Here is a 21,418-nt window from a genome sequence, read left to right as displayed (position 1 = left end):
GAGGCGTTGATGTTGAGCGCCTTATTCTGAGGCCCGCCCCCTCACCCTTTCGGCTTGCCAAATCCGGTGGATTTGGAGCCTCAAGCCCTCTCCCCCTCTCGGGGGCGAGGGGACTTTTTCTACCGTCCACTTCTCTTCAACCGTCATCCTCCGGCTTGACCGGAGGACCCAGGGATCGTGGGGCGCAAAGATTTCAACTGGGTCCTCCGATCTCCGCTGCGCTCCGTCGGAGGATGACGGTCTTTTTTGCCTTTCTCTCATTCAGCTCCCGGAAATGGCGCAGCCATTATCCGGGATCCAGCTTGCAACGGGGCCGCTATCTCTGGACCCCGGATAATCACTTCGCGATTTCCGGGGACTCGTTGGGGGAAGCGCCTCCGCCTCCACGGCCCGCTGGCCGCAGAGGTTGGAAAAGAGAAACACGAGGGTGGTGCGGCGCGTCTGTCGGGACGCCGGTTACCGTGTGTTTGTATGTTTCGCGTCTCGGAAAGACGCGCCGCGCGGTTCTTTTGCGGAGGGCGGGAGTCGCCTCGACCGGCCTCTCCATCCGCTGCCGCCAGAGTCTTAATAGCCAGGGCATTTCAGCCTCAGACTGGCGCCTGGCGGTGCGCCGGGACGCGCACGGACTCGGTCGAGCCATGCCGTATCCTAAGGAACCGCGTTCAACTCCGTCCCTCGGGCGACCGGATCCGAAGCCCCTCGCATGACGGCGAACAGGGACGAGCTTACGCCGTCCCGGAGGCCGGTCTGATATTTTCAAATTCATCCCCTTATTTTGTCATCCCGCACAAGGCAAAGCCGCGATGCGGGGTCTCGGCGAACGTGAGCGCAAGCTTTGCCGAGATCCCGGATCAAGTCCGGGATGACAATGGGGGTGATAGAGAGGGCGCTTTGCCTTCTGTGACGGCCCTTCGAGACGCCGCGCCCTGGGCGCGGCTCCTCAGGGATGGGGTGATGGGACGGGGGAATTGGAACAACGCTTTCGCCTCATCACCCTTAGCCTGAGGAGCCCGGGAGGGCGTCTCGAAGGCGGACTTCAGAGAGCGCAAACTTCCGCTGCAAACTCCGGCGCTTTTCCCTACACGCTCTTGTTCAGGGTGATGGCGGAGGAGTTGTAGTTGGGGGCGTCGGGGCGCGGGGTCTGGCCGGGGGCGTAGCTGGCGGGTGCGGCGCGGGTGCGGGCGACCTCGTCGGCGACGGCGCGGACGATGCCTTCGGTGACCTGGCGCATGGCGAGGCCGGCGATGCGGTTGCGCTCCAGCGATTCATGGAAGGTCTCAGTGGCCTGGGCGAGGGCGGCGCGGCGCTCCTGCGGCGCGGAAGAAACCAGGGACTTGTCCTGCGCGATGCGCGCGGTTTCCTTGCGGTAGATATTGGCGAGCTGCTGTTTTTCCGCCTGCAGGAGCCTTGTGTCCTGCGGGCGGTGGGTTTCAAAGAGGTCCGTCTCCTGATCCAGAAGCTCGGTCAGGCGGCGCGTCATCTTCAGAAGAAGCTCGACGCGTTCGGACGGGTCACGGGCGGCCAGTTCAGCCATTGTTTCCTCCGTCTTCGGCCTGCATGCGCAGGATTTCGGCTTTCAGACTGTCGGCCAGGCCCACGCCGCCGGAGCGGGCGATGACCTTGCCGAATTCTTCCTGAAGCATGCCTTGCCAGGCTTTCTCGCCCGCGCCGCCGCCAAACGGTTCGGGCGCTTCCACGCCGGCGAACATGGCCTGCACCATCTGGCCCATGAAGAAGGACTCGAACTCCTCCGCGATGCGGGCGGCGTCCTCCGGCGAATCCGCCTTGAGGCTGGGGCCGTTGTTCTTCGAGCCCTGAAGGGAGGCGAGGAGGGCGGCGTCGGGACCGGGCGCGTTCATTACATCACCTCGATCTCGGCCTGCAGGGCCCCGGCGGCCTTGATGGCCTGAAGAATGTCGATCATGTCGCGCGGCGTGACGCCCAGCGCGTTGAGGCCGTCCACCAGCTCCTGCAGGGAGACGCCCTCGACCAGCGCCAGATTGGTGCCGCCCTCTTCCTCCACCGTGACATCGGTGCGCGGGACGACAACCGTCTCGCCGGTTTCGGAGAACGGGGCGGGCTGGCTGACCTGCGGGGCCTCGGAGACGGAGATCGTCAGGTTGCCCTGCGCGATGGCGACGGTGGAGACGCGGACATTTTCGCCCATCACGATAACGCCGGAGACCTCGTCCACGATGACCTTGGCGGGCACGTCCGGGGTGACGCGAAGCTGTTCGATTTCGGTGATCAGGGAGACCATGTCGCCGCGATAACCGGCCGGGCGCTGCAGCACGACATAGGAGGGGTTGGCCGCCTTGGCCGCGCCCTGTCCCAGATAGGAATTGATCGCCTTGGCCATGCGCTCGGCGGTGGTGAAGTCCGGATTGCGCAGGGACAGGCGGGTGATGTTCTGACCGGCGAGGTCGTAGCTGACTTCGCGCTCCACCACCGCGCCATTGGCGATGCGGCCGGAGGTGGGGACGCCCTGGCTGACCGCCGCGGCGTCGCCGCCGGCGTCGAAGCCGCCAATGGCGACCGAGCCCTGGCTGACGGCGTAGGCCTCGCCATCGGCGCCCAGAAGCGGGGTGACCAGCAGCGTGCCGCCCTGCAGGCTTTCGGCATCGCCCATGGCCGAAACGGAGACATCGATGCGCGTGCCCTGCGCGGCGAAGGCCGGCAGATTGGCGGTGACCATGACCGCGGCGACATTATCGGTATTGAGCTGCGCGTCGCGCGTATTGACGCCCAGACGCTCCAGCATCGATTCCAGCGATTGCCGGGTGAAGGGGGCGTTGCGCAGGGAATCGCCCGAACCGTCGAGGCCGACCACCAGGCCGTAACCGACCAGCAGGTTGTCGCGGACGCCTTCGACTTCGGCGATATCCTTGATGCGCGAGCCCGCGTGCGCGGGCGCGGCGGCGATGATGGCGATGAGCAGGAGGCTGAGGAAGCGTCGCATCGTTCTGATAGGCCTCGTCGTTAAAGCGTTCAGTGGCGGGAGGCGCCTTTTACGCCCGCCCGCGCGAGACCCCTGCAATCGGCTTGCCAGAGCGTTTACCAAGAATATTCAAGGAATATCAAAGGCTTGACTTTAGGTCTGAGCGGCAAGCCGCGCTGCCCGGCAGGGCTGGCCCGGCAAGAACTGCCGCCTTAAACCCCCATTAACCGTAAGGCTGCGATTCTGTAATCCGCAAATCGGCCCAAGGACCCCGGCCCATGAAAATTGACGGCACCCGCCCGCTGGCGCCCGCAAGCCGCCGCGAGCGCGCAAAATCCGACAAGACAAGTTCGTTCGAGACATCGGGCGAAGCCGGGAAGGCGCGTTCGAGCGGCGGCATGAGCCAGGCTTCGGGCGTGACGTCCGTCGATGCGCTGCTGGCCCTTCAGGGCGACTGGCAGGATGAAAATCCGAAACAGCAGGCGGCGGGGCGCGCGTTCAATCTTCTGGACATACTGGACGAAATAAAGATCGGCCTGCTGGAAGGCGGTATTCCGACCGCCAAGTTGAACCAGTTGATTCGCGCGCTGGGCGAGTCCCGCGAGGCCACAGGCGACGAAAAGCTGGAAGGCCTGCTGGACGAGGTCGAGACCCGCGCCCGCGTCGAGCTGGCCAAGCACGAATCCGCGCTTAGCTAGACCCCTTGAAATTACTGGCTTTGCTGCACATTTGTGCAGTGGCGAAGTTTTTGTGACGCGCGGTACACGCGCGTTGACGCAACCCCTTTCGCGAATATACTCCGCGCCGCCTTTGGGAGGGACGACAATTCAAGAGCAGGGGAGTCCAGGAGTGACCCTCGCAGAAGACCTTTCTGTGAAAGTACCAGAAGATTACCGCCCGTCTGAAGACGAACCGTTCATGAATGAGCGGATGCAGGAGTATTTCCGCCAGAAGCTGCTTTCGTGGCGCGGCGAAATACTTGCTGAAAGTCAGGGCACGATCGCCAATCTGAGAGAAGAAAACATCCCGCTTCCGGACATCGCGGACCGGGCTTCTTCGGAAAGCGACCGGTCTCTGGAGCTTCGCGCCCGGGATCGCCAGCGCAAGCTGGTTTCCAAGATCGACGCGGCGCTGCGCCGTATCGAAATCGGCGAATACGGCTATTGCGAAGACACCGGCGAGCCGATCAGCCTGGGCCGCCTCGAAGCGCGCCCGATCGCCACGCTGTCGCTGGAGGCGCAGGAGCGCCACGAGCGCAGCGAACGCACGCGCCGCGACGAGCGCAACTAGGTTTTCGGGCTGGCGGGAGACGCTGCGAAATAACGCGGCGTCTCCACGCAACTTAACCCAGAGCAATGCAGACTGGACGGCGGCATGGTCTGTGCCTTCAATGGCCGCCCGACAAATGCACCGATTCCGCGCCCATATCCGCGACGTCACGCGCGACGCGCATGAACGTCTGGACAGCCGCATGAGCGCGCTGAACCTTGGCGCGCGCGCGGGCTATGAAACCTTTCTGAGAACCACGGCCGCGGCGCTGTTCCCGCTTGAGCGGGAAATCGGCGCGGGCGCGCCGCTGACCGACTGGCCCCGCCGCCGGCGGTCCGGCTGCCTGGCAAGGGATCTTTCCCGCCTTGGCCTTGCCGCGCCGCCGCCGCTGGATCCGCCGCCGCTGGACGGGAACGCACAGCGGCTGGGCGCGCTCTATGTCATAGAGGGATCCCGGCTGGGCGGAAAAATGATCCTGAAGACGGTTCTGGATAGCGGCGATGACGATATGATCGCCGCCACGAAGTATTTGCGCCATGGGGAGACGGACAGACTCTTCCATAGCTTTCTTGACGCCGCCTCGGAACATTTGACCGGGACGGCGGATATTGAAGACGCCGCGGCTGCGGCCACGGCGGTCTTCGCGCTTTTCGAAGAGTCACTGAACCGGGCGTCGACCGCGGCGCCGGTTTCCCCAATACAGACGGCATTATGAGTTCTGACAAAATAGATTTTATTTCCCCGTCCGAGCCGGTCGACCTGACCAATTGCGACCGGGAGCCGATCCATCTGCTGGGCCGCATCCAGCCCTTCGGCTTCCTGCTGGGCGTCACCTCCGACTGGGTGATCGAGCACGCCTCGGAGAGCGCGGCGCAATTCCTTGGCCAGCCGCTGGACGCGCTGTTCGGCGCGCCGCTGAAGCAGGTCTTCGCCGAAGACGCCATCCACGCCATTCGCGGGCGGCTGCAGCTGCTGGGGACGCGGGACGCGACGGAGCGGATATTCGGGCGTCAGCTTCAGGCGGGCGGCGCGGAATTCGACCTGGCCCTGCATATGTCCGGCGGGCGGGTCATTATCGAGGCGGAGCCCAGCGAAAAGGGCGAGCATGACCCGGCGGCGACGGTCAGCACCATGGTCTCCCGCCTGTCCAGCGCGAAGGACGCCGAAACGCTGGCCCGGATGGGCGCGCGGCATCTGAGGGCGCTGACCGGGTTTGACCGGGTGATGGTCTATCGCTTCTCGCCCGACGGGTCGGGCGAGGTTCTGGCCGAGGCCGCGCGGGGCGATCTGGAATCCTATCTGGGGCTGCATTATCCCGCCTCCGATATCCCGAAACAGGCGCGCGAGCTGTACAAGCGCAACCTGTTGCGCCTGATCGCCGACGTGGACGCGGAGACGTCCCCGTTGCGCAGCGCAAAGGGCGAAGACGAGCCGCTGGACCTGTCATTGAGCGTGCTTCGCAGCGTTTCGCCGATCCATATCGAGTATCTGAAGAATATCGGGGTCGGGGCCTCGATGTCCGTTTCCATCCTGCGGCGGGGCAAGCTGTGGGGGCTGTTCGCCTGTCATCACATGTCGCCCAAGCGGGTGCCGTTCGACGTGCGCACGGCGGCCGAACTGTTCGGTCAGGCTTTCGCCCTGCTGCTGGATGGCCGCGAGCGGGACGAAGCGGAGGCGCATGAGCGCCGCGCCCGCAAGGCGCACGACCGCCTGATGGCGGCCGCGGCCTCCGGCCGCTCATCCGCGGAGAATATCGCCTCGCTGATGGAGGAGGTGGAGGGGATCGTCGATTGCGACGGCATCGCCCTTGAAATCCAGGGACGGCGCCAGACCAGCGGACTGGTCCCCGAGGACAAGCACCTGGAAGGCCTGATTGCCCTTCTTAAACGGGAATCCGACGTCCAGATCATGGCGACAGACCGTGTCTCGGACCTGTATCCGCCGGCGGAGGGGTTTTCGGAGAAGGCGGCGGGCATGCTGGCCATTCCGATTTCGCGCGCGCCACGCGACTTCATCCTGTTTTTCCGGCGCGAAGTCGTGCAGACGGTGAGCTGGGGCGGCGATCCCAACAAGCCTGTGGAATCCGGCCCGCTGGGCGACCGCCTGACGCCGCGCCAGAGTTTCGAGGAATGGAAACAGGTGGTGCGCGGCAAGGGCCAGCCCTGGACCGAGCGAGATATCCGTATTGCCGAATCCCTGCGCGTGTCGCTGCTGGAGGTGATCCTGCGGCTGACCGAGGCGGCGGAGACCGAACGCAAGGAAGCCAACCAGCGGCAGGAAATGCTGATCGCCGAGTTGAACCACCGCGTGCGCAATATCCTCAGCCTGATCCGCGGGCTGATCGCGCAGAGCCGCGCCGGGGCCAAGAGCATGGATGAGCTGGTCGCGGTGATCGGCGGGCGCATCCAGGCGCTGGCCCGCGCGCATGACCAGCTGACACAGGACAACTGGTCGCCGCGCCCGCTCTCCACCCTCATCAAGTCAGAAGCGGAAGCCTATCTCGGCGACAAGGAAGAACGGGTCCGCATCGAAGGGCCGCAAGTGGCCGTCGAGCCGGCCGCGTTCTCGACGCTGGCGCTGGTTGTTCATGAGTTGATGACCAATTCCGCGAAATACGGGGCGTTAAGCGACTCCACGGGCGCGGTGGACGTCAACTGGGAAGTGGACGGCGAAGGCAATCTGGTGATCGGCTGGAAGGAATCCGGCGGCCCGCCCGTCCAGGCGCCCAGCCGCAAAGGGTTTGGCACCACCATTATTGAACGCTCCGTTCCCTTCGACCTGAAGGGCGAGGCGGAAGTGAACTTCGAGCTGACCGGGCTGGAGGCGAAATTCCGCGTTCCCAAATCCCATATCACCAAGGCGAAAGACGGGGAGCTGGAGACCCGCGCGGAGAAGAAGGCCGCGCAAGGCGGCAAGAATGACGGGAAAGGCGAAACCCTGCTGTCCGGAACCGTGCTGTTGCTGGAGGACAATATGGTGATTGCCCTCGACGCGGAGGACATGCTGACCCGGATGGGGGCGCAGAAGGTGGAGGTGGCGGCCTCGGCCAGCGAGGCGCTTCGCCTGATCGAGGCGAACACGCCGGACGCGGCGGTGCTGGACGTCAATCTGGGGGATGAGAACAGCTTCCCCGTGGCCGACAGGCTGAAAGAGCTGGGCGTGCCTTATATCTTCGCCACTGGATATGGCGAGGAATCCCCCGCCCCGGACTTGCACCTCGACCGTCCCTTCGTCCGGAAACCCTATTCCGAGGAAGGCGTGAGAGAGGCGCTGAGCAAGGTCAGCGGAGGGTAGGGTCAGGCCTTGTGCGAGAGCACGTTCAGGGTCTGGCCGAACGGGTCGCGGACATAGAAGCGGCGCACGCCCCAGGGCTCGTCCACGATGTCATAGACGATCTGGTGGCCGGCTTTCTTCGCGCGGGCATGGACGGCGTCCACGTCATCGACCTCGATTGAAAGCGCCGGGACTTCGGTGTCCGAGCCGCCCTGGCTGGCGAAGCTGACTTGCGTCTTCATGGTCTCTCCGGAGGCGAGGGTGATGAGCCAGCCATGGTCCATCACCACGTCCAGTCCGAACAGATCCTCATAAAACGCCTTCGCGTCCTGCGGATTGGCCACTTCAACATTGGCGACGATGCGTTTGACGGTCATTCGCAGTCTCCACAGGTCAGAGAATCAGAACGGGAACAGGACTTCGTAGAGTTCCTGGCCGTAGCGGGGTTTCTGGACTTCGCTCAGGTGACCGCGGCCGCCGTATGAGATGCGGGCCTCGGCAATCTGGGTGTGCTTGATCGTGTTGTCGGAGGTGATGTCTTCGGGCCGCGCGATGCCGGAGACCAGAAGCTCGCGAACCTCGTAATTGATGCGCACTTCCTGACGGCCGGCGATGACCAGATTGCCGTTGGGCAGGATCTGGGTGACGACGGCGGCCACCGTCAGCTCCACCGCCTCGCTGCGGTCGATGTCTCCCGATCCGCCATTGGAGGAGACGGAATTGGTGGAGGCGAGGGTCGAGGGATCGACGCCGTCGGGCAGGAAATCGTCCAGCAAGGTCTCCAGGCCGAAGAAGTTCGGCGCGCCAGCGGTGTTGCTTGAGGTGCGCTGACGGTCGGTGGAGTTCGAGACGCGGGCGGAGTCGGTGATGTTGATGTTCACCGTCAGGATGTCGCCGATCTCGTCTGCGCGCTGATCGTTGAAGAAGGTGCGGGAGCCGGCCTGCCAGAGCGAGTTGGGGGCGTAGGCGGCTTCGCGCTCCTGCGGCATCGGCATGACGACCGGGCGCGGGCCGGCGACCTTTGACGGATTATCGATGGGCGACATGTCCGGGTACTGGCCGATCTGGGAGATGCGGTCGGTGGTGCCGCACGCGGCGAGGGCCAGCGTGGACGCGGCGAGAAGAACGATATTGCGAGTCATGGCCTTAAAAAGCCCCCTGTTCCAGAGACGCGGTGAGATAGGTGTTGTCGCGAACCACCGCCTTGCCGGGACCGGCGGCGACGGCCTCGATCGTGCGGTTCGAGGAAAGATTGACGATGCGGACGACCTCGCCCTTCGCGCCTTCTTCCAGGGCGCGGCCGCGGGCGGTCAGGGTCAGGCCCGGCTTCTGGTAGAAGACGGTGACCAGCGAGCCTTTTTCGACCGCCGCGGGGCGCTTGATATCGTATTCACGCAGCGGTTCGCCCGGGCGCAGGGACCGCTTGGCCTGCATGCCGATCAGGCCCGACGCGTCCAGCACCGCGTCCTGACGCAGGCGGTCGGCGCGGGTGGCGGTCCAGATGATGTCGGATTCGGTGATGATCTGGCCGGAGGACACGGCGCGGGAAAGCGCGGGGACTTCCAGCGACGCAAAAGCCCGGCCGGAGACGCGCTGTACCGGCGCACCGGCATAGGGCTCGATCTCCGCGGCGAAGGCGTTGGTCTGGCCGTTATAGTCAAACCGCAGGATGCGCGTGCCGCCGCGCGCGCCATTGGGCGCGTAGAAGGCGATGTCGCGCTGGGCGAAGGTGATCTCGTAAGTGTCGGCGCCGCCGGCCAGCGAAAGTTCGTCGGCGATCATGGCGCTGATCTCGTCGGCGGTGATCTGGCGGGATTCGCGCTTGACCGCGATGCGCTGCAGTCCGCCGGCATTGGCCCAGTCCAGATCGTGACCGGCGGCGAAGGCCTGCAGCCAGCCAGCTTCCAGATAGATGGTCTCTCCCGGCGCCGGCGCGCGCGCGACGGCGGCCATGGAGACTTCTCCATCGATGCCGAACAGGTCGCCCAGCGTGACGGTGTCCCCGGCGGCGGAGACGTCGCCGGCCAGCGTCACCGGCTGCGCGGCGAGGGCCGGGGCCGAAACGGCGAGGGCGGTTGCGATGAGGGCTGCGCGGATCATGGCGTGTTCCTAATCAGCGGAGATTGGAGGAGGTGGCGAGCATCTCGTCCGAGGCGGTGATCACGCGGGCGTTCATCTCATAGGCGCGCTGCGCCTGGATGAGCGAGGTGATCTCCTGCACCGGGTTCACGTTCGCGGCCTCGATGAAGCCCTGGCGGAGGATGCCCACGCCGTCCTGTCCCGGCGTGCCGATGGTGGCGGCGCCGGACGCGGCGGTTTCCAGGTAGTAGTTGTCGCCCACGGCCTCGAGCCCGGCCTCGTTGAAGAAGGTGACGAGTTCCAGCTGGCCCAGCTGCTGCGGGTCCGGTTCGCCTTCCAGGAAAGCCTGAACCTGACCGACATCATTGATGGCGACGTCGCGCGCCTCGCGCGGGACGGTGATGGCGGGCTGCACGATATAGCCGTCGGCGGTGACCAGCTGGCCCTCCCCGTTCACGGAGAAATTGCCGGCGCGTGTATAGGCGTCGCCGCCATTGGGCAGCTGGATGCGGAAGAAGCCCTTGCCGTTGATGGCGACGTCATAGGGATTGGAGGTCTGGGTCAGATTGCCCTGTTCGGTGATGCGGTAGACCGAGCCGGTCTTCACGCCCAGACCCACCTGAACGCCCGTCGGCACCACCGTGCCGGCGTCCGAGGAATTGGTCCCGGCGCGTTCGATGTTCTGATAGAGCAGATCCTGGAATTCGGCGCGCTGGCGCTTGAACCCGGTCGTGTTCATGTTCGCCAGGTTGTGGGAGATGATCTCCACGTTCAGCTGTTGGGCCTGCATGCCCGTGGCGGCGATACCGAGAGATTTCATGGCCTTGCGAAGCCTCCTTTAAGCGTTCACGTCGCCCAGGCGGCGGATCGCCTGGCGGTGGAGTTCGGACGCGTCCTCGATCATTTTCGAGACGGACTGGTAGGACCGGCTGATCTCCATCAGATTGGTCATTTCAAGAATGGAATTGACGTTGGAGGCTTCGGTGAAGCCCTGACGGACCGAGGGGATCTCCGCCTGTTGGGGGAGGATGCCGTCCGGCGCGCGGAAGCGGCCCTCGCCGGTTTTTTCCAGAACCGAGAGATCCTCGAACCGGGCGACGCCGAGACGGGCGATTTCCACGCCGTCCACCGTCACCGCGCCCTGACGGGTCACGACCGGTTCGGAGCCATAGACGTCCAGGAAGATCGGCGCGCCGCCCTCGTCCAGCACCGCCTTGCCGTCGGCGGTGGAAAGCTGGCCCTGCGCGTCGGTGGTGAAGCGGCCGTCGCGGGTATAGAGCAGGCCGTCTTCATTCTCGACGGTGAAGAAGCCTTCGCCTTCAATCGCGAAATCCAGCGGGCGTTCGGTGCGCTCAAGCGCGCCGTCGCGGAAATCCCGCATCACGCCCCAGTCCTGCACATAGGAAATATCGTCGGCGCCGTCCGTGGTCTCGGCGGCGCGCGGGGCGGTGTCTTCAAGCAGGGGTTGCTCGACCTTGAAGCCGGTCGTGTTGGCGTTGGCGATGTTATTGGCCGCGATGTCCATCGAACGCCGCAGCGTCATCTGCCTCGACAGGCCGATCATCATTGAACTGTCCATGGCCGCCTCCGTCCTTTCTGGAGCCCGCCCCATCACGCTTTTGCGCTTGGGCGCGGCGGAATACCTGCACATCCCTAGCAGGCGGCGTGCCAACTGAATTGTTCAATGAAATCAATGGTAAGGCTGGTTAACGGGGCGGCGGCCCTGCGCAATTCATGCCGATGACCCGGCAAGTTTTGCCTTATGGTTATTATCCATTAACCCCGATCCGATTCAAATGGCGCAAATCACTCGAACCGGGTGAGAGTTTGCAGGGGGCAACCGCCATGAGCGACGACGTCACGGACGGCGAATCCGGCGCTGAAAATGAAGAGGAGGCGCCCAAGAAGGGCGGCCTGAAGAAGAAGCTTCTGCTGTTCGGCCTTCCGGTGGTGATCCTGCTGCTGGGCGGGGCCGGGGCCATGATGCTGCTGGGCGGCGGAGGCGATGAGGGCGAGTCCCACGCCAGCGCCGCGGGCGAGCATGGCGAGGCCGCCGATGACGGCCATGGCGGCGGCGATGCGTCGCACGGCGTGGCGACCGCCGGCGGCGAATATGTCTTCTACGAGCTTCCCGAACTGCTGGTGAATATCAACAGCGAGGACGGGGAGACGAAATATCTCAAGCTGAAACTGGTACTGGAGCTGGAGGACGAGGCGCTGATCGAGACGCTGGATGCGCGCCTGCCGCGCGTGGTCGATCAGTACCAGACCTTCCTGCGCGAATTGCGGGTGGAGGATCTGTCCGGCTCGGCCGGCATGTACCGCCTGCGCCATGAGCTGCTGCGCCGGGTGAACCTGGCCGTGGCGCCGGCGCAGGTGAATAACGTCCTCGTCGACGAAATCCTGTTCCGCTAGCCGATGACTGACGAAACCACCGATCAGGCCGAAGACCAGGCCGCCGAGACGCCGGACGCTGACGCCGGCGCGGAGGGCGGCGATGCGGCCGAGGCGCATTCCGCCGACCAGCTGAACCAGGAACGCATCCTCAATCAGGACGAGATCGACAGCCTGCTGGGCTTTGATCTGGGCGACGAGGACGAGGCAGACCGGTCCGGCATCCGCGCCATCATCAATTCGGCGCTGGTCTCCTATGAACGCCTGCCGATGCTGGAGATCATCTTCGACCGGCTGGTCCGGCTGATGACGACCTCCCTGCGCAATTTCACCTCCGACAATGTCGAGGTGAGCCTGGACAATATATCGTCCGTGCGGTTCGGCGATTATCTGAACTCCATCCCGCTGCCGGCCATTCTGGCGGTGTTCCGGGCCGAGGAGCTGGATAATTACGGCCTGCTGACGGTCGATTCGAATCTCATCTATTCCATCGTCGACGTGCTTCTGGGCGGGCGGCGCGGGTCTTCCGCCATGCGGGTGGAGGGGCGGCCCTACACCACGATCGAGCGCACGCTGGTGCAGCGCATGATCGAGGTCGTGCTGAACGATGCGCGGCAGGCGTTCGAGCCGCTGACCAAGGTGTCATTCAATCTGGACCGGGTGGAGACCAATCCGCGCTTCGCCGCCATCGCGCGGCCGGCCAATGCGGCGATCCTGGTGAAGCTGCGGATCGACATGGAGGACCGCGGCGGGCGTCTGGAGCTGATGCTGCCCTACGCCACGCTGGAGCCGATCCGTAAAATGCTGATCCAGCAGTTCATGGGCGAGAAATTCGGCCGCGATAATATCTGGGAAACCCACCTGGCCAGCGAGCTGTGGAACACCGAGATGGAGGTCGCCGCTGTGCTGGACGAGCAGGAAATCTCGCTTGAGCGGGTGATGAATCTGCAGGTCGGCGAGACGCTGATGCTGAACGCGGGGCCCGACAGCCCGGTGAAGCTGCGCTGCGGGCCGATCGGCCTGACCACGGGCCGCATGGGCCGGATGGGCGGCAATATCGCCATCCGCGCCGAAGCCCCCCTTCAACCCAAGGCCAAGGCGGCGATCCTGTGGAATCAGTAAGCCTGACATTTCTCATCTTTCAGGGCGCGACGGTAATCATCGCGCTGGTCGCCGCCGCGTTCGCGTGGCGGCTGGACCGGCGGCTGACCGCCATGCGCAGCGGTCAGGACGGCATGACGAAGCTGGTTGCCGAGCTGGCCGAGACCACTGTGCGGGCCGAAGGCGCGGTGCGCGAACTCAAACAGGCCGGCGGCGAGGCGGGGGCGGAGCTGGAGGCGCAAATTGCGCGCGCTAAGGAAGCCGCCGAAGAATTGCGCCTGCTGTCGCCGGAGGACCGCCGCCGGACGCAGCGCCGGGAGCCGCGCGCCGAACCCCGTCCCGCCGAAAGCCGCGCACAGGGCTTCGCCGATCTTCTGAAATCCACACGGTAAAATCATGTCAGGTCGCTTTTTCGCCATTGCCGCTCTCAGCCTCACCGGGCTTGCCGCGCTGAACGCGCTGTCCGCGGGAGACGCGCTCTATTCCGTTCTGGCCGCCCCGGCCGAGGCGGCGGAAAGCGCGGAGGACCCGGAAGAGGAGACCGTCGCCGAGGCGGACGTCACCGAAGCCACGGACGGCGAGCCGGACATGGCCGAGGCGGAAGAGGGCGAGGTCATGGAGGCCGCCGCGGGCGCCGCCGCATCCTGCCCGCGCCCCAGCTTTGCCGAAGAGATCGGGGCCAGCCCGGAAGAGTTCCGCGTGCTGTCCTCCCTGCAGGCGCGCCGCCGCGAGATCGACCAGATGGAGTCGGAGGCGGAAACCCGCATCCAGCTTGCCGCCGCCGCCGAACAGCGCGTGGACGAGCGCATCGCCGAGCTGAAAACCGTGCAGGCCGAAGTGCAGGGCCTTCTGGGCCAGTTGGACGAGGCCGAGGAAGAGCGCATGGCCGGGTTGGTGACGATGTATGAGAAGATGAAGTCCAAGGACGCCGCGCGCATCCTGTCCGCGCTGGAGCCGGAGACCGCGCTTCTGGTCGTGGCGCGGATGAAGGATTCCACGCTGGCCAGCGTTCTGGGCGACATGGAAACCGCTGACGCCAAGCGGCTGACCGAGATGATCGCCGAAAACGTCCGGATCAAGCCCTCCGCCACCGCCGCGCTGAACGATACCGCGGGCGAAGGTTAACGCGCGGTCAACCATAACGGCTTTAGTTTCGGCCCTTGCAGGGGCGGCCCCCATCTCCGGGCGGCCGCGCACAGGGGCTCTTGGGAAAACCGCGTGACGGCCAGATCGATCATCTTTGCGCTGACCGCGATCGCGCTGCTGTCCGCGGGCGCGGCGCGCGCCGCCGACCCGGTGTCTTTCGAAACCGTCCGCAGTGACGGCTATGTCCGTATCAAGATGGTGTTCCCCGACAGCCTGGCCGAACAGCCCATCGCCGCCGAGGCGGCGGTGGATAACGAGGTTCTGGTGGCGCGGTTCAACCGCGCGGTGTCCGGCGACCCGGCCCCGATCCTGTCCAATCTGGGGGCCGAGGCGGCGATGGCGCGGCTGGACCCTGACGGCCGGGTGCTGCGCGTGGCGTTGCGCATGCCGGCGCGCGCCCATGTTTCCCGCTCCTACAATGTCATCGCGATCGACCTGCTGCCGCCGGAGGCGGAGGACCCGCCCGATATCGTTTCCCCCCGCGAACAATCCGAGATTGAAGCGGCGGCGCGCGCCGCCGCTGCGCCGCCCCCGCCGCCGCCCGAACCCGACCCGCCGCTGGAGGTGGAGGTCGGCCGCGCCTCCAGCGCGGCGTTCGAGCGCGTGACGCTGCGCTGGCCGGAGCCTGTCTCTTTCCAGACCGAACGGCGGGAGCCGCGCGTGCGCATCGCGTTCGAGCGTGACGCCATCCTGGACCTGGCGCCGATCCGCGCGGACCTGCCCCGCCATCTGGAGGGGCTGACCGAATCCCACGTCAACGGGAAGCTGATCCTGAGCTTTGACCTGGCCGAAGGGGCGGATCTCAGCGTGCGGCAGGACGGCGCGATGGTGACCATCGATCTGACGGGCGGCGATTCAGACCTGAACGCCATCGCGGCGCTGGAAGAAGCGGCGCGGCGCATGAACGCCGAGGACCCGGAAGAGGCGCGGCAGGAACAATATGAGGCGGACCGTCTGGTGCTGGCCGCCGAACCGCGCGAGCCGACCCTGTTCAAGGAAACCGAGGCGGTGGTTCACGCCGCGCCGGAGCGCAACCCGGTTCCGGCCAGCGGCGTGGTGCCGATCCGCGGCGTGGCGCTGGGCGGCGACCTGCTGATGCGGTTCGACTGGGCGGCGCCCGTTCCGGCCGCCGCGTTCCGCCGGGGCGAGGCGATCTGGATCGTGTTCGCGGCGGAGGCGGATCTGGATGCCGGGGAGCTGCTGCGCGGCCATCGCCGGCATATCCTGGATATCGACCAGTTCACGGGCGAGGGCTACACGGCGCTGCGCATCACCGCGCCGCCATCGACCCTGATCGAGGCGCGGACGGAAGAGGGGCGGCAGGGCTGGACCTTTGCCCTGTCCAACCGCATCGAGACGCCGCCGCTGGCGGTGACGCTGCTGCGCGAGGCGACGGGGCGGGGGCCGGGGCGTCTTCTGGCCGCGCTGCCGGACGCCGGGCCGGTGTTCAATATTCCGGACCCGGATGCGGGCGACGAGATCGCCGTGGTGACCGCGCTGCAGCCGCCGCGCGGCCTGATCGCGGGACAGGATTTTCTGGAGCTGACGGCGCTGCCCACCGCGCACGGCCTGGCCTTCGTGCTGCTGGCCGATGACGTGGTGATAACGCCGGAGGCCGAGCGCGTGGCGCTGGAGCGGCCGCGCGGGCTGGCGCTGTCGCCGACCAGCGCGGGGCGCGCCGCGGTGCAGACCGCCACACGGCGGGGAACCGCCGCGCCGGTGTCGCCGGCCTATATCGATTTCGACGGCTGGAAGGCGGACCAGCCCTTTATCGAGGCGGAATCGGCGCTGGAGCGCCGGATCGCGACCGACCCGAATGATGATTCCTACATGGCGATGGCGCGCTTTCTTCTGGCCTATGAGCTGCCGCAGGAGGCGCTGGGGGCGCTGGACCTGGCGCTGTCGCACCGGCCGCAGCTGGAGATCGACTCGCATTTCCTGGCGATGCGCGGCGCGGCGAATTACATGGCCGGGCGCTATGACGAAGCCGGGCGAGACCTGACCGCGCCGGTGCTGGACCGGGATTCGGCGGCGCAGCTCTGGCGCGGCATGCTGGCGCTGGAAGGCGAGGACTGGGACGGCGCGCGGGAATATTTCGAGCGGGGGCGGGAGGCGTTCTATCTGTTCTCCCCCGAATGGCGGGCGCGGTTCCGCGCCGGCTATGCCCGCGCGGCGCTGAAGCTGAACGATCTGGCGACCGCCAAGTCTCAACTGGAGCTGGCCGAGGCGGAAGCCCCGCGCGGACCGCTGGAAAAACATATCGAACTGGCGCGTGCGGGACTGGCCGAGTCGCTGGGCCGGCACGGCGAGGCCGCCGCGACCTATGACCGGCTTTCCATGTCCGGCGACGAAGCGGTGGAGGCGCGCGCGATTCTGGCGCGGGCGCAGATGGATCTGGAAACCGGCAGCGCCAGCCCGGACGAGGCGATCGACCGGCTGGAAGCGTTGCGTTTCCGCTGGCGCGGCGATGACGTGGAGCTGGAAACCAGCCGCACGCTGGGCAAGCTCTATGTCGAAAAGGGCGATTACCAGCGCGGCCTGAGCGTGATGCACGCGGCCATGACCCGGTTCCCGGAAAGCCCGGTGGCGCGGCGCATTTCCGGGGACATGTCGACCATATTCCGCAATCTGTTCCTGGAAGGCGAGGCGGAGCGTCTGGACCCGGTCGAGGCGCTGGCGCTGTACTACGAATTCTCCGAGTTGACCCCGATCGGGGCTGACGGCGACCGCATGATCCGGCGCCTCGCCGAGCGGCTGGTCGCGTTCGACCTGCTGGCGAAGGCCGCCGAACTGCTGCAGCATCAGGTGGATAACCGCCTGCGGGAGCCGGTGGCCCGGGCGCAGGTGGCGGCCGATCTGGCGCTGATCTACCTGATGGACCGGCGGCCGGAGAGCGCGCTGCGCACGCTGCGCTCCACCCGCGTTTCACGCCTGCCGGACGCCCTGACGCAGGAACGCCGGGTAATCGAGGCGCGGGCGCTGGCCGAGCTGGGCGCGGCGGAAAACGCGCTGGAGCTGCTGGAGGGCGACCGCTCGCTGGAGGCCGCGCGCCTGCGGGCCGATATCGCCTGGCAGTCCCGCAACTGGGAAAACGCCGGGAAACGGCTTGAAGAATTCCTCGGCGACGGCCTGGATGACGGATCAACCGTGCCGACCGCGGAACAGGAATCGTCGATCCTGCGCGCCGCCGTCGCCTATTCGCTGGCCGGCGATCAGACCGCGTTGACGCGCCTGTCCGGCCAGTACCGCGACGCGATGGACAAGACCGGATCGGCCAGCGCCTTCCGCGCGGTCACCGGGCGGGTCGAGACGGAAGGACTCGCCCTGGCCGAGATCGCCCAGCGCGTTTCCGACACGTCTGATCTTGAAGCCTTCCTCGACAGCCGCCGCGGCCGCCTGGAAGGCGACGAACCCCGGATGGACTACGCCCCGCCCGCAAACGAACAGGCCGTCGCCGACGCCGGCGGGGCCAGCGGCGGCTAGGACGCCGGTCTGATCGGTTTATAGCCGTAAGCTTCCCTGTAATCGCGCGGGCTGAGCCCATGATAACGATGGAAGGCGCGTGTGAATGCGGAGAAATCCGCATATCCACTGGCAAGGGCGATATCACCGACCTCCCGATTGCTGCATCGCAAGTGTTCTGCAGCCCGTGTCAGACGCATTATCCGCAGTTCTTCAGCCACGCTCATATCCAGCTCTCGAAACGCCCGGTAGAGGTGAGCGCGTGAACATCCAAGTGTGCGCGAGAGGTCGGTAACCGTCAGAGAGGGGTCATGCAGCCTGTCGCTCATGCACTGGCGGGCAGCGGCAACCAGATCCTTGTGGTCGAGTTTCTGCACCTTATCGCGGCGTGCGGGCGCCATCCCCCTGAGTAGCGTAGCCGCCATGGACTTGGCGGCCAGTATCGCAGCATCCGCATCTTCCTGACCCAAGTCGTTGAATTGACGGGAAATTGCCAGAAGGTGATCGTGCAAGATTTGGCCAAGGGACGTCCGAGGCAGTTGCCGAAAACCGCAACGCGGAGTCGGATCGCCACCGAGCAGTCCGGTTGCGTAGGAGCGCGGCAGGGTCAGGTACAGATTAGACAATTGTTCAGCCTGAAATTCTGGGGCGCGGCCTGCGTCAAGAATGTACAGCGTGCCGGTCGATTGAAGTTCCTTCATGTGACCACGCTCGTCCCGAAGACCAAGCCGTCCGGAGTCGAATATTCCCAGCAGCACGTCCTCACCGCCCAAGGCGTTAAACCGCGCCTTGTTTGATGAGCTGATTGTTCGACTTAGGGCGACGCCGGCGGAGACCGACTGAATGCCAATGAGTTCGCCATGGAATTGGCCGGTTACCCGAGCTTCGCCACTAGGTGTCATATCCACGCCGGGAAACATTTCGCGCCAATAGTCGAATTGTTCAGATTGGGGCGCTGAAGACGTGCTGGCCCGGATTAGCGTGACCGGAGGTGGATGAGGCTGCCCCTGCGGCATCGATATTCCATGCGTGTTGAGCTTTTCATCATCACTATCAACACGCCAGCAACGTGGCCACGCCTCTCCCTCCGAAAACTTGGAACATTCTGCACAGAGTTTGAAACAATGCGCCTAACGGCGGCCGTGCCCGACATGCGACCCATCGACCAGTCCAAGACTCCAGATCACTGGAACGCCTTATGAGGTCGCAAATGCTAAATCTATTCAACGCCAGTTTTGAGCAATTTCCAGTCCTTCGGGGATGGCAGGACCGAATAAATAAGCGTCGGGATGACGGCGGACTGGACGCGAAAGATGATGCGGTTGCAGTAGATGAAAACGCCATACTGAACAGTGATCTTTTTGCAGATAATGGCTCTGGCGCGGATCGTGAAAATACATTTGGGGAGCTGGAAATCGCTTCCGTCAACGGCTCATTCGCCGATGTCGGAGAGGTGATTGCGCTCGATTCGGGCGCGCTTTTGACAGTGAACGAGGATGGTACCTTCCATTACGATCCGAACGGGGCGTTCGACGATCTTCTGGAAGGGGAGACAGCGACCGAGACTTTCACTTATCAGGCGCGCAGCACGTCTTCCCCCCTCGCGCTGGACGAGGCAACGGTGACCGTCACCATAAACGGGGTGAACGAGCCGCCGGTGATCACGTCAGGCGCAAGCGCGAGCCTGGCTGAAAATGGAACGGATACCGGCTACACCGCGACCGCTGTCGACGATGCGGGCGGAGTGATTTCTTTTTCCATTACCGGCGGCGCCGATGCGGCGCTGTTCTCCATCGACGCGGCGACTGGCGAATTGATATTCAAAGCCGCCCCGGACTTCGAGAATCCCGGCGATGCGGATGGCGACAACGCTTACGAGTTGGAAGTATCCGCCACCGATGATGGGGGGCTTTCGGATAGCCAGAGCGTAACGGTGAGCGTGACCGGCGTCGATGAGCCTGTGAATTTTACTCCGCCGGCCAATATCGACGCCCCGGAAAATCAGGTCTTCACTATTTTCAAGTTCAACGCCGCAGACCCGGAAGGCGAGGCGATGACCTATTCACTGAGCGGGGCAGACGCGGCGCTGTTCGATCTGGACAGCAATACCGGCACACTCATGTTCAAGGATCGCCAGAATTTCGAGGATCCGGACGACGCCAATAATGATGGCGATTACGAGATTACAATCACCGCGACAGGGGCGGGCGAAACTCTGGACCGCGACATCACGGTCTCGCTGACGGACGAAAACGACTTGCCCTATCTGCCAGATGATCAGGAATTGCCTGCTGCGCCGGTAGAAAATCAGGCCGATTTTGAGCTGGTCACATATGTCGCTATCGATGAAGATGGCGATGATGTCACCTTCTCGCTGGAAGGTGAGGACGCAGAATTTTTCACGATAGATCCCGTGACCGGACGGCTTGCAACGGCTGTCGCCTTCGATCACGAGAATCCGCAGGATGCCGATGGCGACGGATGGTACGACTATCAGGTGATTGCCACGGACTCCCAGGGTGGGGAGATTACTCTAAGCTCCATTACAACCCTTGTGGTGGACGTGAACGAGGCGCCCGCAATCACCTCTGACGCTTTGGCGAGTGTCGCCGAAAACCGGACCGATACCGGCTATGCGGCGACAGTGGCGGATGAGGATGAGGGCGACAGTATCAGCTTCTCCATCACGGGCGGCGCCGATGGCGGATTGTTCAGTATCGACAGCGATACGGGCGAACTGACCTTCGATTCCGCCCCGGATTTCGAGCATCCGGGCGATTCTGACGGCGATAACAGTTACGAGGTCGAGATTACGGCCACAGACAAAGAGGGCCTGACCGATGCCCAGACGGTGACTGTGGAAGTCGTCAATTCAAACGAGGCGCCTGAACTTTCATGGTTCACTGTAACCGACGGCATGCCGGAAGCATTCACGGCAAAAGGCTATGACCTTGTCGATGTGAGGACAGCCGATCCGGATGCCGGCGATACGACAATATTTTCCTTGTCGGGCGACGACGCGAACGCGTTCGAGGTCGATGAATCAACTGGCGAAGTCACGCTGGCCGGGGCGCTGGATTTTGAAAACCCGACGGATGCAGATGGCGATAATGTATACGAATACACAGTTGTCGGGACAGATGAGGGCGGTCTCTCGGATTCCCTGAGTTTTACCCTTACAATTACTGACTCCAATGACGCCCCGTCCGAGGCGCAGGCGCCTGATGTAATTCCATTCGCGCGGAATCAGGCCGATGCCGATTGCGCGCAATTCTATGCGCAGGACGATGACGGGGATTCCTTCACCTATGCGCTGACCGGGCCGGACGCCGCCCTGTTCAATATCGACCCGAACACGGGGGAGGTTACGACGGCGGTCGCGCTGGCGGGCAACCCGGACGATAACGGCGACAACATCTACAGCATCGAATGCGTGGTCACGGACGAACACGGCGCCAGCCGGAATATTGGCGGGGTCAGCCTTGTGCCCGGCCCGGACGCATCGGGCGAACCGGCGGGCGCGTCCACCGCGGGGGCGGACGAGATCGCCGGGCTTCTGGCGGCGGAAGAGGCCGGGCGGCCGGGCGAAGACGCGCTGTACGGAGCCGCGGCGAATGTATCGGCCGGGCTGGCTGAAGGGCTTGATGCGCTTGTATCGGATATTCACGGCGTGTCTGACGGGGCGGACCTTTTATTGATGTGACCGGCCCGCGGGCTGCGGCCGCCATGTTATGTTGGGCGGATGTGGCGTGTTTT

The 21,418-nt window shown here is 64.8% G+C and carries 19 protein-coding genes; 10 read left to right on the top strand and 9 right to left on the bottom strand.

Features of this window, described 5'->3' with window-relative positions:
• Nucleotides 1–1,078: 1,078 nt before the first annotated feature.
• From L338_RS05410 to L338_RS05400, 3 genes are read right to left on the bottom strand one after another with little or no spacing between them, the layout of a single operon-like run.
• A complete protein-coding gene (locus L338_RS05410) occupies nt 1,079–1,534 on the bottom strand; it encodes a hypothetical protein (RefSeq protein ID WP_022697352.1) in 456 nt (151 codons plus the stop codon).
• On the bottom strand, nt 1,527–1,859 hold the full coding sequence (locus L338_RS05405; RefSeq protein ID WP_022697351.1) for a rod-binding protein: 333 nt from the start codon (nt 1,857–1,859) through the stop codon (nt 1,527–1,529). The genes L338_RS05410 and L338_RS05405 overlap by 8 nt, the downstream gene beginning before the upstream one ends.
• Complete coding sequence (locus tag L338_RS05400) at nt 1,859–2,959, bottom strand: flagellar basal body P-ring protein FlgI (protein WP_022697350.1); 1,101 nt, start codon at nt 2,957–2,959, stop codon at nt 1,859–1,861. Before L338_RS05400 ends, L338_RS05405 begins: the two co-directional genes overlap by 1 nt.
• A gap of 257 nt (nt 2,960–3,216) precedes the next feature.
• Between L338_RS05400 and L338_RS05395 the strand changes: the two genes are divergently transcribed.
• The 4 genes from L338_RS05395 (at nt 3,217) to L338_RS05380 (ending at nt 7,501) form a co-directional block, all read left to right on the top strand.
• The gene (locus L338_RS05395; RefSeq protein WP_022697349.1) at nt 3,217–3,636 is read left to right on the top strand and encodes a flagellar assembly protein FliX; all 420 of its coding nucleotides are present in this window, start codon (nt 3,217–3,219) and stop codon (nt 3,634–3,636) included.
• 220 nt (nt 3,637–3,856) lie between these two features.
• On the top strand, nt 3,857–4,228 hold the full coding sequence (dksA, locus tag L338_RS05390; protein WP_022697348.1) for an RNA polymerase-binding protein DksA: 372 nt from the start codon (nt 3,857–3,859) through the stop codon (nt 4,226–4,228).
• Between the two features lie 115 nt (nt 4,229–4,343).
• Nucleotides 4,344–4,922, top strand: coding sequence for a biliverdin-producing heme oxygenase (locus L338_RS05385; RefSeq protein ID WP_022697347.1), 579 nt, complete (start codon nt 4,344–4,346; stop codon nt 4,920–4,922).
• On the top strand, nt 4,919–7,501 hold the full coding sequence (locus tag L338_RS05380) for an HWE histidine kinase domain-containing protein (protein WP_022697346.1): 2,583 nt from the start codon (nt 4,919–4,921) through the stop codon (nt 7,499–7,501). The genes L338_RS05385 and L338_RS05380 overlap by 4 nt, the downstream gene beginning before the upstream one ends.
• A gap of 2 nt (nt 7,502–7,503) precedes the next feature.
• Here the strand turns inward: L338_RS05380 and L338_RS05375 are convergent, their stop codons facing one another.
• From L338_RS05375 to flgF, 5 genes are read right to left on the bottom strand one after another with little or no spacing between them, the layout of a single operon-like run.
• On the bottom strand, nt 7,504–7,857 hold the full coding sequence (locus L338_RS05375; protein WP_022697345.1) for a VOC family protein: 354 nt from the start codon (nt 7,855–7,857) through the stop codon (nt 7,504–7,506).
• A 24-nt stretch (nt 7,858–7,881) separates the two neighbouring features.
• Complete coding sequence (gene flgH / locus L338_RS05370; RefSeq protein WP_022697344.1) at nt 7,882–8,622, bottom strand: flagellar basal body L-ring protein FlgH; 741 nt, start codon at nt 8,620–8,622, stop codon at nt 7,882–7,884.
• Nucleotides 8,623–8,626: 4 nt separating this feature from the next.
• A complete protein-coding gene (gene flgA, locus L338_RS05365; protein WP_022697343.1) occupies nt 8,627–9,580 on the bottom strand; it encodes a flagellar basal body P-ring formation chaperone FlgA in 954 nt (317 codons plus the stop codon).
• Nucleotides 9,581–9,593: 13 nt separating this feature from the next.
• Nucleotides 9,594–10,379, bottom strand: coding sequence for a flagellar basal-body rod protein FlgG (gene flgG / locus L338_RS05360; protein WP_022697342.1), 786 nt, complete (start codon nt 10,377–10,379; stop codon nt 9,594–9,596).
• An 18-nt stretch (nt 10,380–10,397) separates the two neighbouring features.
• Nucleotides 10,398–11,138: a flagellar basal-body rod protein FlgF gene (gene flgF, locus L338_RS05355; protein ID WP_022697341.1), complete on the bottom strand. Its 741-nt coding sequence runs from the start codon at nt 11,136–11,138 to the stop codon at nt 10,398–10,400.
• Nucleotides 11,139–11,404: 266 nt separating this feature from the next.
• Here flgF and L338_RS05350 point away from each other — a divergent pair, with 266 nt between their 5' ends.
• From L338_RS05350 to L338_RS05330, 5 genes are all read left to right on the top strand, one after another.
• Nucleotides 11,405–11,974 (top strand): flagellar basal body-associated FliL family protein, encoded by a 570-nt coding sequence (locus L338_RS05350; RefSeq protein ID WP_022697340.1) that lies wholly within the window; start codon nt 11,405–11,407, stop codon nt 11,972–11,974.
• Between the two features lie 3 nt (nt 11,975–11,977).
• Nucleotides 11,978–13,075 (top strand): flagellar motor switch protein FliM, encoded by a 1,098-nt coding sequence (fliM, locus tag L338_RS05345; protein ID WP_022697339.1) that lies wholly within the window; start codon nt 11,978–11,980, stop codon nt 13,073–13,075.
• Complete coding sequence (locus tag L338_RS16420; RefSeq protein ID WP_022697338.1) at nt 13,063–13,446, top strand: DUF6468 domain-containing protein; 384 nt, start codon at nt 13,063–13,065, stop codon at nt 13,444–13,446. The genes fliM and L338_RS16420 overlap by 13 nt, the downstream gene beginning before the upstream one ends.
• A gap of 4 nt (nt 13,447–13,450) precedes the next feature.
• Nucleotides 13,451–14,179 (top strand): MotE family protein, encoded by a 729-nt coding sequence (locus tag L338_RS16415; RefSeq protein WP_022697337.1) that lies wholly within the window; start codon nt 13,451–13,453, stop codon nt 14,177–14,179.
• A 93-nt stretch (nt 14,180–14,272) separates the two neighbouring features.
• Entirely contained in the window at nt 14,273–17,683 is a 3,411-nt protein-coding gene (locus L338_RS05330) for a tetratricopeptide repeat protein (RefSeq protein WP_022697336.1), read from the top strand.
• Here L338_RS05330 and L338_RS05325 read toward each other — a convergent pair.
• The gene (locus tag L338_RS05325) at nt 17,680–18,582 is read right to left on the bottom strand and encodes a helix-turn-helix domain-containing protein (RefSeq protein ID WP_022697335.1); all 903 of its coding nucleotides are present in this window, start codon (nt 18,580–18,582) and stop codon (nt 17,680–17,682) included. The two genes, L338_RS05330 and L338_RS05325, sit on opposite strands and share 4 nt — an antisense overlap.
• 566 nt (nt 18,583–19,148) lie before the next feature.
• On the opposite strand from L338_RS05325, the gene L338_RS05320 reads away from it, so the two are divergent.
• Nucleotides 19,149–21,365, top strand: a complete 2,217-nt coding sequence (locus tag L338_RS05320; RefSeq protein ID WP_338390201.1) for a cadherin repeat domain-containing protein — start codon at nt 19,149–19,151, stop codon at nt 21,363–21,365.
• Nucleotides 21,366–21,418: the final 53 nt, after the last annotated feature.

Origin of the sequence: Euryhalocaulis caribicus (assembly GCF_000412185.1) — a bacterium.
Taxonomy (GTDB): domain Bacteria; phylum Pseudomonadota; class Alphaproteobacteria; order Caulobacterales; family Maricaulaceae; genus Euryhalocaulis; species Euryhalocaulis caribicus.
This window is presented reverse-complemented; position numbering and strand designations above follow the sequence as displayed.